The sequence below is a fragment of the Streptomyces sp. LZ34 genome (genome assembly GCF_053890475.1).
On sequence record NZ_CM132680.1, the window covers coordinates 6427787 to 6441039 of the forward strand.

At 69.7% G+C, this 13253-nt stretch carries 10 protein-coding genes and 2 tRNA genes; 3 read left to right on the forward strand and 9 right to left on the reverse strand.

Annotated features, from left to right (window positions below; translation table 11 throughout):
* Positions 1-35: 35 nt before the first annotated feature.
* On the reverse strand, positions 36-569 hold the full coding sequence (locus tag ACWY4P_RS26180; RefSeq protein ID WP_456202762.1) for a peptidylprolyl isomerase: 534 nt from the start codon (positions 567-569) through the stop codon (positions 36-38).
* A gap of 269 nt (positions 570-838) precedes the next feature.
* Between ACWY4P_RS26180 and ACWY4P_RS26185 the strand changes: the two genes are divergently transcribed.
* Entirely contained in the window at positions 839-1546 is a 708-nt protein-coding gene (locus ACWY4P_RS26185) for a DUF5324 family protein (protein ID WP_456202763.1), read from the forward strand.
* A gap of 134 nt (positions 1547-1680) precedes the next feature.
* Here ACWY4P_RS26185 and ACWY4P_RS26190 read toward each other — a convergent pair whose 3' ends face one another.
* Positions 1681-2826: a response regulator gene (locus ACWY4P_RS26190; protein ID WP_456202764.1), complete on the reverse strand. Its 1146-nt coding sequence runs from the start codon at positions 2824-2826 to the stop codon at positions 1681-1683.
* Positions 2827-3088: 262 nt separating this feature from the next.
* Positions 3089-3161 (reverse strand) — tRNA-Ala (locus ACWY4P_RS26195).
* A 117-nt stretch (positions 3162-3278) separates the two neighbouring features.
* Here ACWY4P_RS26195 and ACWY4P_RS26200 point away from each other — a divergent pair.
* A complete protein-coding gene (locus tag ACWY4P_RS26200) occupies positions 3279-3824 on the forward strand; it encodes a helix-turn-helix domain-containing protein (protein WP_319688763.1) in 546 nt (181 codons plus the stop codon).
* A gap of 48 nt (positions 3825-3872) precedes the next feature.
* A complete protein-coding gene (locus ACWY4P_RS26205) occupies positions 3873-5537 on the forward strand; it encodes a protein kinase domain-containing protein (RefSeq protein WP_456202765.1) in 1665 nt (554 codons plus the stop codon).
* Between the two features lie 115 nt (positions 5538-5652).
* Here the strand turns inward: ACWY4P_RS26205 and ACWY4P_RS26210 are convergent, their stop codons facing one another.
* From ACWY4P_RS26210 to gyrB, 6 genes are all read right to left on the reverse strand, one after another.
* Positions 5653-7041 (reverse strand): hypothetical protein, encoded by a 1389-nt coding sequence (locus tag ACWY4P_RS26210; RefSeq protein WP_456202766.1) that lies wholly within the window; start codon positions 7039-7041, stop codon positions 5653-5655.
* A 177-nt stretch (positions 7042-7218) separates the two neighbouring features.
* Positions 7219-7353, reverse strand: coding sequence for a DLW-39 family protein (locus tag ACWY4P_RS26215; RefSeq protein ID WP_003958712.1), 135 nt, complete (start codon positions 7351-7353; stop codon positions 7219-7221).
* A 184-nt stretch (positions 7354-7537) separates the two neighbouring features.
* A tRNA-Ile gene (locus tag ACWY4P_RS26220) sits at positions 7538-7611 on the reverse strand.
* Between the two features lie 61 nt (positions 7612-7672).
* Positions 7673-8404 carry a DUF3566 domain-containing protein gene (locus ACWY4P_RS26225; protein WP_456202767.1) on the reverse strand — a complete coding sequence of 244 codons (732 nt, stop codon included), beginning with the start codon at positions 8402-8404 and terminating at the stop codon, positions 7673-7675.
* A gap of 3 nt (positions 8405-8407) precedes the next feature.
* Entirely contained in the window at positions 8408-11017 is a 2610-nt protein-coding gene (gyrA, locus tag ACWY4P_RS26230; RefSeq protein WP_456202768.1) for a DNA gyrase subunit A, read from the reverse strand.
* A gap of 44 nt (positions 11018-11061) precedes the next feature.
* Positions 11062-13107, reverse strand: coding sequence for a DNA topoisomerase (ATP-hydrolyzing) subunit B (gyrB, locus tag ACWY4P_RS26235; RefSeq protein ID WP_456202769.1), 2046 nt, complete (start codon positions 13105-13107; stop codon positions 11062-11064).
* Between the last annotated feature and the right edge of the window lie 146 nt (positions 13108-13253).

Genomic DNA, 13253 nt, shown 5'->3' on the forward strand with positions numbered 1-13253 from the left:
CGCGGCGGCAGCCGCATATCGATACAGCCTCGAGGTCAGCTCTCGCGGGTCTCCACGACGACCGACTCGATGACGACGTCATTGAGCGGGCGGTCGGTGCGCGGGTTGGTCGAGGTGCCCGCGATCGCGTCGATGACCTTCTTGCTCGCCTCGTCGACGACCTCGCCGAAGATGGTGTGCTTGCCGGTCAGCCACGCGGTCGGCGAGACGGTGATGAAGAACTGCGAGCCGTTAGTGCCCGGGCCGGCGTTGGCCATCGCCAGCAGGTACGGCTTGTTGAACGCCAGGTCCGGGTGGAACTCGTCGGCGAACTCGTAGCCGGGGCCACCGGTGCCGTTGCCCAGCGGGTCACCGCCCTGGATCATGAAGCCGCTGATCACGCGGTGGAAGACGGTGCCGTCGTACAGCTTCTCCTTGGCCCGCTTGCCGGTCGCCGGGTGGGTCCACTCCCGGGTGCCCTCGGCGAGCTCCACGAAGTTCTTGACCGTCTTGGGAGCGTGGTTCGGCAGCAGCCGGACCACGATGTCGCCATTGTTCGTCTTCAGGGTGGCGTAGAGCTGCTCAGCCACGATCTACCTTCCATAGTTTTCATTGCGGTCCCTTGATCCTCGCACGGACGCCACGACGACGCGTACCCACGAAGCCGCGCGCGGCACACACGATTCATGCCGACCCGGACGGGAACCCGTACGTGCCCCGGATGCCCGGCCGCGCGTGCCCGGCGTCCTGGGAGCAGGCATGATCTTCATAAATAGGCATGATGTTCCATAAAACGGAAAGACGAGACGGCGCAGAACATTCCAGGACCCGCAGCACCGCCACCGAGGAGGAGGATTCCGTGACCCGCATGGAGAGCGTGCGAGCCGCGACCGGCACCGCCAAGGGCAGCGTCCTGCACGCAGCGGAGGCGGTGGCGCCCTACGCCGGCACGGCCAAGGACGCCGCCGCGCGCTACGCGCACACGGCTCGCGCACAGCTGGGGCCGAAGGTTTCGCACGCCGCGCACCAGGCCCGCCACGCCGCCGGCAGCCAGTACTACGTGCATATCGCGCCGCGGCTGACCCAGGCCCGCGGCGCCCTGCCACAAGGGGTCGACGCCGCCGCCACCCGGGCCGCCACCCGCACCCGCAAGGCGGCGCGCCGGGCCGCGCGGTACACCGCGCCGCGCGTCCAGCACGCGGTGGCCGAGGCGCGCGCCACGGCCGGGCCGGTGTGCGAGGAGGCCGTCACCCGCAGCGCCGCGGCCCTCGCCGCCCTGCGTGACCATGTGACCGCGGCCGACATCCACAAGCTCGCCAGGCGCCGTCGCAGGAGGGACCGCACCGGGCGCATCGCCAAGCGCACGGTCTTCGTCGGCCTCGTGGGCGCCGGTGTCTTCACCGCGTGGAAGTGGTGGGACAAGCAGGCCAACCCCGACTGGCTGGTCGAGCCCCCGGCGGCGACCGAGCTGAGCGGGCGCGAGCCGCTGACGTCGGTGGACGGCAGCGACCAGTCCGCACTCGACCCGGAGGCGCAGGCCAAGCAGACGGACGAGAAGGAGCGCTGAGCCGGGCCGGGCGCCGGGCAAGCGTCGGGTCGGCCGAGGTCGCACCGACCGACCGGCCACTGCGGCGCGCCCCGAGGGGCGGGAGACCACGGCGTCCCCCGCCCTTCCCCCCTTCCCCAGCCCCTCCCTGCCGGTCAGTGGGTGGCGACGCGCTCGCTGTACCGGCGCCTCTCCAAGAAGATCTCCGTGAAGACGGAGACCTTGGCACGCAACGCCCAGGGGTCGAACGGCTTGGCGATGTAGTCCACCGCACCGGCCGCGTAGCCCCGGGAGGAGTGCTCCGGGTCGGCACCCATCGCGGTCAGGAAGATGATCGGGATGTCCCGGTTGCGATGCCGCCGCTGGATATGAGCCGCGGTCTCGTAGCCGTCCATCTCCGGCATCTGCACATCCAGCAGGATCACCGCGAAGTCGTCGTGGTCGAGCAGGGCCTTGAGGGCCTCCTGCCCCGAGGACGCGGTCACCAGCTCCTGGTCCAGCGTGGCCAGCACGGCCTCCATGGCCAGCAGGTTGTTGTGCTGGTCGTCGACCACGAGGATCTTCGGCCGAGGCCCCGAGCAGGGCCTGGACATCGCGGGCTCCGCGGGGGCGTCGGGCACCCCGTCCGGCTGCGGGGCCGCCGCGGGGCGCTGGGACTCCACCATGGCCAGCTGCCGCTCCAGCATCTGGCAGCGGTCCTCCGCCAGCAACCCGCGCAGCCGCACATCCTCCAGCTCCTCGGTGAGGCGCTTCACCTCACGCTGGAGCATGTCCCGTTCCTTCATCAGCTCCGCGTGATCGGGGAGGCCCAGCTCCAGCGTGTCCGCCCGCGTGCGCTCCGTCACCCACGCCGCTTCCAGCTGGTTCAGCCGCACCTCGAGATCGGCGATGCGGTGCTGTCGATCGAGCAACGCCTCGCCCAGCACGTCCTCCTTCACGCTGGACGCCCGGGCCTCCCGGTCGGCGTCCGCCAGCTGATGCTGGAGGATCTCCATCGCGTGACCGGGCGACCCGCTCGTGTGCACCGCGGCCCGGTGCAGCTCCCGCACCAGCTCGATGGCGGCCGGGGTCGCCGCGGTGCCCCGCCGCTCGGCGAGATCGGTGAACAGGTCCTGCACGAATTCCCACGGCGGGATGCGCGTCCCGCTCAGATAGCGCGAGAGCGTGCCCGGATCGCGGTACCTGCGCGCGGCATATCTGCGCACCGAGACGTTCAGCCCCTTGAACAGGTCCCGCAGCGCCAAGGCGAAATCCCGGCATTCCTCGCTCAGACCATCACCCAATGGCCGCAGCTCACGCATCTTGTCTCCCCGCACGGCGGATCGCGCCGACCAGACGACTCCCGGGCCACTTGCCCGAGTTGAGCCCAGCGTGGGGCATCCGAAAGATGTTGCGCGCGACAACGGCAAGAGCGGCAACACCTGGCAACACATGAGAGGACAATGCCCCGGAACGGCCCTCCGGGGCCCGCGCCGAGCCAACCGCGCCAAGGGCCCACGCGGGGCATGGGGAGCACGACAAACCGGCCAGGGCACGCTCTGGTGTCCTGGCCGGTGACGAAAGTGGAGCCTAGGAGAGTCGAACTCCTGACATCCGCCATGCAAAGACGGCGCTCTACCAACTGAGCTAAGGCCCCGTCGCCGATCAGGATACCTGGTTGTGGCCACCTTTCCCGACCGGGTATCGCTCGCGCCTAGCGCCCTCCGTAGGATGCCACGCAAGATTCGCTGCAGCGAAGCGAAGGGGAGAGCGAATGGACGCAGCACAGCAGGATGCCACCGCCCGCGCACGGGAGCTGCAGCGCAGCTGGTATGGGGAACCTCTGGGGGCGCTCTTCCGCCGTCTCATTGACGACCTGGGCCTCAACCAGGCCCGCCTCGCCGCCGTCCTCGGTCTGTCCGCCCCCATGCTCTCGCAGCTGATGAGCGGCCAGCGCGCCAAAATCGGCAACCCGGCCGTCGTCCAGCGGGTACAGGCCCTGCAGGAGCTGTCGAGCCAAGCGGCGGACGGCCGGGTCAGCGCGGCCGAGGCCGCCGAGCGCATGGAGGAGATCAAGAAGTCCGCGGGCGGCTCCGTGCTGAACACCACACAGGCCACGGCGAGCACCGGTGCCCCCACCGTGCGCCGCGTGGTCCGCGAGATCCAGTCGCTGCTGCGCTCCGTCTCCGCCGCGGGCGACATCATCGACGCCGCCGACACCCTCGCCCCCACCCACCCGGAGCTGGCAGAGTTCCTCCGGGTGTACGGCGCCGGGCGGACCGCCGAGGCGGTCGCCCACTACGAGGCGCACCAGAACTGATGGGCTGACGGACTGCTGACGAGCCGATGAGTGGGCGGGGGCCGCGCGATGGGTGAAATCTTCGCGGGCCGGTACGAACTGGTCGACCCGATCGGGCGCGGTGGTGTGGGCGCCGTATGGCGCGTCTGGGACCACCGGCGCCGCCGCTACGTCGCGGCGAAGGTGCTGCAGCAGCGCGACGCGCACACCCTGCTGCGGTTCGTACGGGAACAGGCGCTGCGCATCGACCACCCCTATGTGCTGGCACCGCACAGCTGGGCCGCGGACGACGACAAAGTGCTGTTCACCATGGACCTGGTGGGCGGCGGCTCGCTGGCCCACCTCATCGGCGACTACGGCCCGCTGCCGCCTCGCTATGTGTACACGCTGCTGGACCAGTTGCTCTCCGGCCTGGCGGCGGTGCACGCGGAAGGCGTGGTGCACCGCGACATCAAGCCCGCGAACATCCTGCTGGAGGCCACCGGGACCGGCCGGCCGCATGTGCGGCTTTCCGACTTCGGTATCGCGCTGACGAAGGGGGAGCCCCGGCTCACCGAGGCCAACTTCGTGATGGGGACGCCCGGTTACTTCGCGCCAGAGCAGATGATGGGCGAGGAGCCGGACTTCCCCGCGGATCTCTTCGCGGTCGGGCTGGTGGCGCTGTATCTGCTCAGCGGGCACAAACCGGACGCGGACGCACTGATCAAGGTGTTCGAGCAGGGCGTGCCGAACGCGCCCGAAGGGGTGCCCGAGCCGCTGTGGCAGGTGATAGCGAATCTGCTGCAACCCGATCCCGAGGACCGGTTCCGCACGGCCACGGGGGCACGCAAGGCGCTCCTCACGGCCGCCGAGATGCTGCCCGAACCCGGCATCGACGACGAGATGATCGAGGTCTTCGACCATCTCGGGCCGCTCCCCGAGGGGTTCGGGCCCGAGGGCCCCTTCCGGACGAACCGGCGGGTGGACGCAGACATCAACGCCGACACCAACACGGACACCAACACGGACACCGGCACAGCCGGTGCGCACAGCGGCCCAACGCCCCAGCCACCGGGCCCCCAGGGGCCCATGCCGCCACAGCCGTCCGAGCCGTCCGTCTCGCAGCCGTCGATGTCGGACACCGGCAGCTTCCAACTGCCCCCGCCGCAGCCCCAGACGCCGCACACCGGGATACCGCCGTACCCGGCCTCGCAACCGCCCTCGGCTCCTCAGCCGCAAACACCCGAGCCGCACACCCCCAATCCGCGTACCGGGCAGTCTCACACCGGCCACAGCCCGAGCGGCCAGATCCCGAGCGGCCAGATGCCCAGCGGGCAGAACCCGACGGGGCAGTTTCCGGCCGGGCAGCCCCAAACCCCGTACCCCCCGTACGCCCCCCAGACCCCGTATTCCGGCATTCCGCAGCCGCAGACCCCCCAGCAAGCGCCCGCGCAGCCCACGCCGCCCCCGCGGCCCGTACGGCCCGCACAGCCGCCGCAGAGCCCCCTCGATCCGCGACAGCCAGGCCCTCAGCTCTCGCATACGCCCACCCCCACTCCCACTCCGGCCACCACTCCCGCTCCGGCGGCCCAGCACGAATACCCTCGTACTCGTCCATACACCGCTCCGCAGCCGCAGGTTCCCCCCACCGCCCGACGCCGCCCCGGACCGTCCCGGAAGGCGGCGATCGCGATCCTGATCGCCGCGGCCGTGTGCTTCGCGGTCGGCACATGGGCGTTACTGGCCGCGGGCTGACCCAGCGGCCGCGGGCCGTGGCCGCCCACCAGCCGGGCGCCCACTACCGGCAAGGCACCCACTACTGACAGAGCACCCACTACCGGCAGGGCGCCGCCTCCCGAGCAGCCGCCGACTACCAGGCAGGCGGCGGCCCGTACCGCCGGTGCCTGCCCGGCCCGGCCGCCGGGGCCGCGGCGGCCGGGGCGCGGCGCCGGGCCGCCAGCGTCCACCCCCCGAGCCCGAGCAGCAGCAGCGCGCCGACGGCGTAGCTCACATACCCCACCAGTCGCAGCTGGTCCTTGTCCGTGCCGGCGGCCACGGCCATGGCGTCGTCCCCCGTCGCCGGCCCCCGGGCGGCCTCCCGCCGGTCGGCGTCCGTGAGGCCGAAGCCCGCCCGGACCGCGTCCCCGTCGTACGTCGGCCCGGCCTTCGCGGTGCCCGAGATCCGTACCCGCAGGGTGAGCGGCACCGTGCCCTTGAAGAACCGCGCGACGTCCGGATTCACCGTGACCGCCAGGTAGTACCACCCGGAGAAGCTCATCGTGCGCACCGAGTACTCCGCCCGCGCGGTGCGGTTGCCGTATGCCACAGGGGCGGTGTCCGCCTTCGCGCTCACCTCCTGGCCCTCGTAGGCGACGAAGGAGCTCTTCTTCGTCAGGCCGCGCGCCGGGTTGAAGACCCGAAGCCCGAGTGCGTCGTTCACACCGGCCGTCTCTCCGGTCTTCGCGGCGGACAGTTCGGCGGTGGCGTCGAGCCGTTGTCCCCAGTCGACCGGCACCCGGTAGAAGTGGGTCTCGCCCGGCCTGATCTGATCCGCCCACACCCCTGTCGACAACGGGCGCGCGTCATTGAACCCCGTACCGCCCTGCCGCCACCGCGCCTTCCCCTGGGGCGGCTCGGGCGGCGTGGTGCGCCAACTCCTCTCCGGGGCCTGCCCCGTGTCCCCGCCCTTCACCCGCGGCTCCACCATCAGCCGGAGTTCCAGCGGCCAGTCGGCGGGGTCCTGGGAGCCGGCTCCGCGTTCCACCGTGACGAGATACCGGCCCGCCTTCCGGCAGGAGGCCACCGAACCCGACGGGACCTGGCGCGCGGCGTAGTCGGCGAGCGGATAGGCCACGCCGGTCGCCTCGATCTTCCGGTCGGAGCTGTCGCAGACGGCGCCGTCGGGGCTCTCCAGCGTCACCTTGACGCCGTCCTGGTACGAGGCCACGCCCGCCCCCGGCCGGGGCGCCGCGACCGCCGAGACATACGCGCCGGACGTGGCGTCCAGCTGGACGCTGTAGTGCCGCTTCTCGCCCCCGCCGATGCTGTCGACGTAGCCGCGCCCCGGCTTCAGCAGCGGGGCTCCCTCGGCGTCGCTGGTGCCCCGGACGGAGGTCCCCTCGGTCCGGTACGGCCGCGCTCCGGCGGCCCCGTCCGCGGGTGCGGCCCAGGCCTGGCCGACCGGTCCCGGCGTCGTGGCCACCGCGCACAGCGCCGCCACCGCGGCGAGGCCGGTCCTGACCTTGCTGCGGTCATCCATCGCGGGTCACTCCTCGTCGTACCGGCCGCACAGCCCGTTCAACTTTGCTTATGCAAGCTTTTCATTTGCAAGAGTGAATGAAGAAGGCGGTTGCCGCGTTTCCCGCGACAGCCGCCAGTAAAGCCGACAGGGCCCCGACCGCTCCAGCGGTCGGGGCCCTGTGCAGAGCTGTTGGTCTCACACACCCGAACCTGCGGGCACGGAGTCGGTCGCCTCCGTCCACAGATCCTGCTCGGCGCGATCCGCCTGGATCTGGCGGTACACGAGGAGCCCGCCGATGGCGGCCAGTGCGACCAGGAGAAGCTTCTTCACCGCGCTACCTCGTCTCTTTCCTTGACGTAGGGGACCTCTGGCGCCCGATGATACACACCGGCCGATACCGTTCGGTGACCTATGCCCGGCATTGGCCGGCCGACGGCCGTTCCCAACTGCCGGAGCGCCGCTACGGAATCAGCCCGGACGGATAAAGGATCTCCGCCCGGGCTGATCGCGCCGGTGGGGCTAACAGGACTTGAACCTGTGGCCTCTTCCTTATCAGGGAAGCGCTCTAACCGTCTGAGCTATAGCCCCGCGCTGCACCGAAAGATTAGCGCACGACCAGCCCTGTCCCAAAATCGGTTACGGACGGCCGCTACTCGTCCTCGGCGAGCGTGAGCTCCACCCCGCCGACGAAGCCCGCCGACAGGTTGTAGATGAAGGCTCCCAGGGTGGCCAGCGCCGTCGCCAGCACCACGTTGATCGCGGCGATGACCCCGGTGAAGGCCAGCACCCGCGGCAGCGACAGGAACGACTCCAGGTCGAACCCGGTGCCCTTCTTGGACTCCGTGGCCTCGCTGATCGTCCCGCCCACGGCGCTGAAGACGCCCATCCCGTCCATGACCATCCACAGCACCGCCGCGGCGATCACGGTACAGATGCCCAGCGCGATCGCGAGCAGGAAGCTGACCTTCATCACCGACCACGGGTCCACCCTGGAGACCCGCAGCCGCGCCTTGCGCGTGCGCGGGGCCGGGCGGGCGCCCGACTCGGTACGCGGGCGGCGCACCGCGGTCTGCTGCTGCCCTGAAGCGCCCTGGGCGGCCCCGCCGACGCTCGGCGGGGCGTAGGCCTGCGGCGGGTGGTACGGCTGCGCGGGCTGTGGCTGACCCGGCCGCTCACCGGGCAGCGGGCTGCCCGGGTAGCCCTCGTACGGCGGCTGCGGCTGCCTGATGTCCGTCACGGTACCCCCATGGGAGTCGGTGGCGGGGCCACGGGCGCCTGCCGAAGCGGATGATCCGCTCCCGGCCGGCGCGGCTCCCGGCACCGGCCCCTGGCCGGCATCCGCTCCGCCGCCGCCCGCCGCGGCACCCGTGGCTCCACTCACGACTTACTCCTCGGTCTCGTCGGCCGGGGGCGGTGTGCCCTCGGCCGCCTCGGACGCGGCCCCCTCGGCTGCCTCACTCGGGGTCTCGGAGTCGTCCTCGACCTCTTCAGCCTCACGACCGGCCTCGGCGTTCCGAGCGATGCCGACGACGGCATCGCGCTTGCCCAGGTTGATCAGTTGGACGCCCATGGTGTCACGGCCCGTCTCCCTGACCTCGTTCACACGGGTACGGATCACGCCACCGCTGAGCGTGATGGCAAGGATCTCATCAGTCCCCTCGACCACCAGCGCCCCGACGAGAGAACCACGGTCCTCCACGATCTTGGCGGCCTTGATACCGAGGCCGCCGCGGCCCTGGACGCGGTACTCGTCGACATTCGTCCGCTTCGCGTACCCGCCGTCGGTGGCGGTGAACACGAACGTACCGGGCCGGACGACATTCATCGACAGGAGCTCGTCGTCCTCGCGGAAGCTCATGCCCTTGACGCCGGAGGTCGCCCGCCCCATCGGCCGCAGCGACTCGTCCGTGGCCGTGAACCTGATCGACTGTGCCTTCTTGCTGATCAGCAGCAGATCGTCCGCGGCCGAAACCAGCTCGGCCCCGATCAGCTCGTCCTCCCGGCCGTCATACATCTCCCGGAGGTTGATGGCGATCACACCACCCGACCGCGGCGAGTCGTAGTCCTTGAGCGGGGTCTTCTTCACCAGGCCCGACTTCGTGGCCAGCACCAGGTACGGCGTGGCCTCGTAGTCCCGGATCGCCAGGATCTGCGCGATCTGCTCGTCCGGCTGGAACGCCAGCAGGTTGGCGACGTGCTGGCCGCGCGCCTCGCGGCCCGCGTCCGGCAGTTCGTACGCCTTCGCCCGGTAGACCCGGCCCTTGTTGGTGAAGAACAGCAGCCAGTGGTGGGTGGTCGAGACGAAGAAGTGGTCGACGATGTCGTCCTGCTTGAGCTTGGTGCCGCGCACGCCCTTGCCGCCCCGCTTCTGGGAGCGGTAGTCCTCGGTCTTCGTCCGCTTCACATAGCCGCCGCGGCTGATCGTGACGACGATGTCCTCCTCGGCGATCAGGTCCTCGATGGACATGTCGCCGTCGAAGGGGATCAGCTTGGTGCGCCGGTCGTCGCCGTACTTCTCGACGATCGCGGTCAGCTCCTCGCTGATGATCTGCCGCTGCCGCTCGGGCGAGGCCAGGATCGCGTTGTACTCGTTGATCTTGGCCTGAAGCTCGTCGTGCTCCTGGATGATCTTCTGACGCTCCAGGGCGGCAAGCCGCCGCAGCTGCATCTCCAGGATCGCGTTCGCCTGGATCTCGTCGATCGTCAGCAGGCCCATCAGGCCCGCACGCGCGATCTCCACCGTGTCACTGCGCCGGATCAGCGCGATGACCTCGTCGATCGCGTCCAGCGCCTTGAGCAGACCGCGCAGGATGTGGGCCCGCTCCTCCGCCTTGCGCAGCCTGAAGCGCGTCCGGCGGACGATGACCTCGACCTGGTGGGTGACCCAGTTGCGGATGAAGGCGTCCAGCGAGAGGGTGCGCGGCACCCCGTCGACCAGCGCCAGCATGTTCGCGCCGAAGTTCGTCTGCAGGTCGGTGTGCTTGTAGAGGTTGTTGAGCACGACCTTGGCGACCGCGTCCCGCTTCAACACGATGACCAGGCGCTGGCCGGTCCGCGAGGAGGTCTCGTCGCGGACGTCCGCGATGCCGCCGATCCTGGCTTCCTTCACCAGGTCGGCGATCTTCTGCGCCAGATTGTCCGGGTTGACCTGGTACGGCAGCTCGGTGACCACCAGGCACTGGCGGCCCTGGATCTCCTCGACCTCGACGACCGCGCGCATCGTGATCGAGCCACGGCCGGTGCGGTACGCCTCCTCGATGCCCTTGCGGCCGACGACCAGGGCGCCGGTGGGGAAGTCCGGGCCCTTGATCCGGTCGATGAGGGCGTCGAGCAGCTCCTCCGGCGTGGCCTCCGGGTTCGCCAGGAACCACTGGGCGCCCTCGGCCACCTCGCGGAGGTTGTGCGGCGGGATGTTGGTGGCCATGCCGACCGCGATCCCCGCCGAGCCGTTGATCAGCAGGTTCGGGAAGCGGGCCGGCAGGACCGTCGGCTCCTGGTTACGCCCGTCGTAGTTGTCCTGGAAGTCGACGGTGTCCTCGTCGATGTCCCGGATCATCTCCATGGACAGCGGCGCCATCTTGCACTCGGTGTAGCGCATGGCCGCGGCCGGGTCGTTGCCCGGGGAGCCGAAGTTGCCGTTGGAGTCGACCAGCGGCATCCGCATGGACCACGGCTGGGCCAGTCGCACCAGGGCGTCGTAGATGGACGAGTCGCCGTGCGGGTGGTACGTGCCCATCACGTCGCCGACGACGCGCGCGCACTTGTAGAAGCCCTTCTCGGGGCGGTACCCGCCGTCGTACATCGCGTACAGCACGCGCCGGTGCACCGGCTTGAGGCCGTCCCGGACGTCGGGCAGCGCACGGCTCACGATCACGCTCATCGCGTAGTCGAGGTACGAGCGCTGCATCTCCGTCTCGAGGCCCACCGGCTCGACGCGGATGGTGGACCCCTGAGCGGGGTCTTCGGGCGTGTTCGGGGTGTTCTCGTCGGCCATTGCTGGTCAAGTCCTTCTGTCGTCTGCGGCTGCTCGGGGCCGACTCAGATGTCGAGGAAGCGGACGTCCTTGGCGTTGCGCTGGATGAACGAGCGCCGGGCCTCGACGTCCTCGCCCATCAGGACCGAGAACAGGTCGTCGGCCTGCGCGGCGTCGTCCAGGGTGACCTGGCCCAGGACGCGGTGATCGATGTCCATGGTGGTCACGCGCAGCTCCTCGGCGTTCATCTCGCCCAGACCCTTGAAGCGCTGGACCGAGTCCTCCTTGATGCGCTTGCCCTGCTCGCGGCCGGCCTGGATCAGCGCGTCCCGCTCGCGGTCCGAGTACGCGTACTCGAAGTCGTCCCGGCCCCACTTGATCTTGTAGAGCGGCGGGCGTGACAGGAAGACATGGCCCGCCTCGACCAGCGGGCGCATAAAGCGGAAGAGGAAGGTGAGCAGCAGGGTGTTGATGTGCTGGCCGTCGACGTCGGCGTCCGCCATCAGAATGATCTTGTGATAGCGGAGCTTGCCGATGTCGAAGTCCTCGTGCACACCGGTGCCGAACGCCGAGATCAGCGCCTGGACCTCGTTGTTCTGGAGGATCTTGTCGACCCGCGCCTTCTCGACATTGAGGATCTTGCCTCGGATGGGCAGGATCGCCTGGTACTGCGGGTTGCGGCCGGCCTTGGCCGAGCCGCCGGCGGAGTCACCCTCGACGATGAAGATCTCGCACTTGGACGGGTCGTTGGACTGGCAGTCGGATAGCTTGCCCGGCAGTGACGCGGACTCCAGCAGCCCCTTGCGGCGGGTCAGGTCGCGGGCCTTGCGGGCCGCCACCCGTGCCGTCGCCGCCTGGATGGACTTGCGGATGATGTCCGCCGCCTCGGTGGGGTTGCGGTCCAGCCAGTCGGCCAGGTGCTCATGGACGATCTTCTGGACGAAGGTCTTCGCCTCCGTGTTACCCAGCTTCGTCTTCGTCTGGCCCTCGAACTGCGGCTCGCCGAGCTTGACCGAGATGATCGCGGTCAGGCCCTCGCGGATGTCCTCACCGGTGAGATTGTCATCCTTTTCCCGGAGCAGCTTCTTGTCCCGCGCGTACTTGTTGATCAAGTACGTCAGCGCGGCGCGGAAGCCCTCTTCGTGGGTGCCGCCCTCATGGGTGTGGATGGTGTTCGCGAAGCTGTAGACACCCTCGGTGTACTGGGTGTTCCACTGCATCGCGATCTCGACCGAGAGCATCCGCTCCTTGTCCTCGGCCTCGAAGCCGATGACCGTGGGGTGGACCAGCTCCCCCTTGCGGGAGTTCAGGTACTTCACGAAGTCGACGATGCCGCCCTCGTAGCAGTACTTCACGGAGAGCGGCTTGCCCTCCTCGTCCACATGGGCCGCGCGCTCGTCCGTCAGCGAGATGGACAGGCCCTTGTTCAGGAACGCCATCTCCTGGAAGCGCCGCGACAGCGTCTCGAAGGAGTATTCGGTCGTCTCGAAGACATCCGGGTCGGCCCAGAAGGTGACCGTCGTACCGGTCTCCGTGACCTGCTCGTTCTTGGCCAGCGGCGCGGTGGGCACGCCCAGCTTGTAGTCCTGGGTCCAGCGATAGCCGTCCCGCTTGACCTCGACCGAGACCTTCGTCGACAGCGCGTTGACCACGGAGACGCCGACGCCGTGCAGACCGCCGGAAACGGCATAGCCGCCGCCTCCGAACTTGCCGCCCGCGTGCAGCACGGTCAGCACGACCTCGAGGGCCGGCTTCTTCTCCACCGGGTGCAGGTCGACCGGGATACCGCGGCCGTTGTCGATCACGCGGACCCCGCCATCGGCCAGGATCGTCACCTCGATGCTGTCCGCGTGACCGGCCAGGGCCTCGTCCACGGAGTTGTCCACCACCTCCTGGACGAGGTGGTGGAGGCCGCGCTCACCGGTGGAACCGATGTACATACCGGGTCGCTTGCGGACCGCGTCCAGGCCCTCCAGGACGGTGATCGCACTGGCGTCGTAAGACGGCGGGGCCAGAGCCTCGTCGCCGTCCTCGGACGGGATCTCGGACGGGATGTTGTTCTCGTTGGGGTTGCCGGAATCGGCCACGAAGCGCCCTTTCTGGCACAGCACGAGCCGTCTCCGGGGCAAGCGGGAGCGGCTGCGTCGTTCAACATGTTTCCGCGAGCGCTCGGTGCGCAAGCGGCGACGGTGTACTCGCTCAGTCTACCGGTAGCGCCGACAAGAATGGGGGCTTGCTGGTGCCTGAGTCCGCATGT

What these genes read in the sequence shown, in the direction of transcription:
- ACWY4P_RS26190 (WP_456202764.1), bottom strand. Translation starts at nt 2,826, where the DNA reads ATGCGTGAGCTGCGGCCATTGGGTGATGGTCTGAGCGAGGAATGCCGG.
- ACWY4P_RS26200 (WP_319688763.1), top strand. Translation starts at nt 3,279, where the DNA reads ATGGACGCAGCACAGCAGGATGCCACCGCCCGCGCACGGGAGCTGCAG.
- ACWY4P_RS26205 (WP_456202765.1), top strand. Translation starts at nt 3,873, where the DNA reads ATGGGTGAAATCTTCGCGGGCCGGTACGAACTGGTCGACCCGATCGGG.
- ACWY4P_RS26210 (WP_456202766.1), bottom strand. Translation starts at nt 7,041, where the DNA reads ATGGATGACCGCAGCAAGGTCAGGACCGGCCTCGCCGCGGTGGCGGCG.
- gyrA (WP_456202768.1), bottom strand. Translation starts at nt 11,017, where the DNA reads ATGGCCGACGAGAACACCCCGAACACGCCCGAAGACCCCGCTCAGGGG.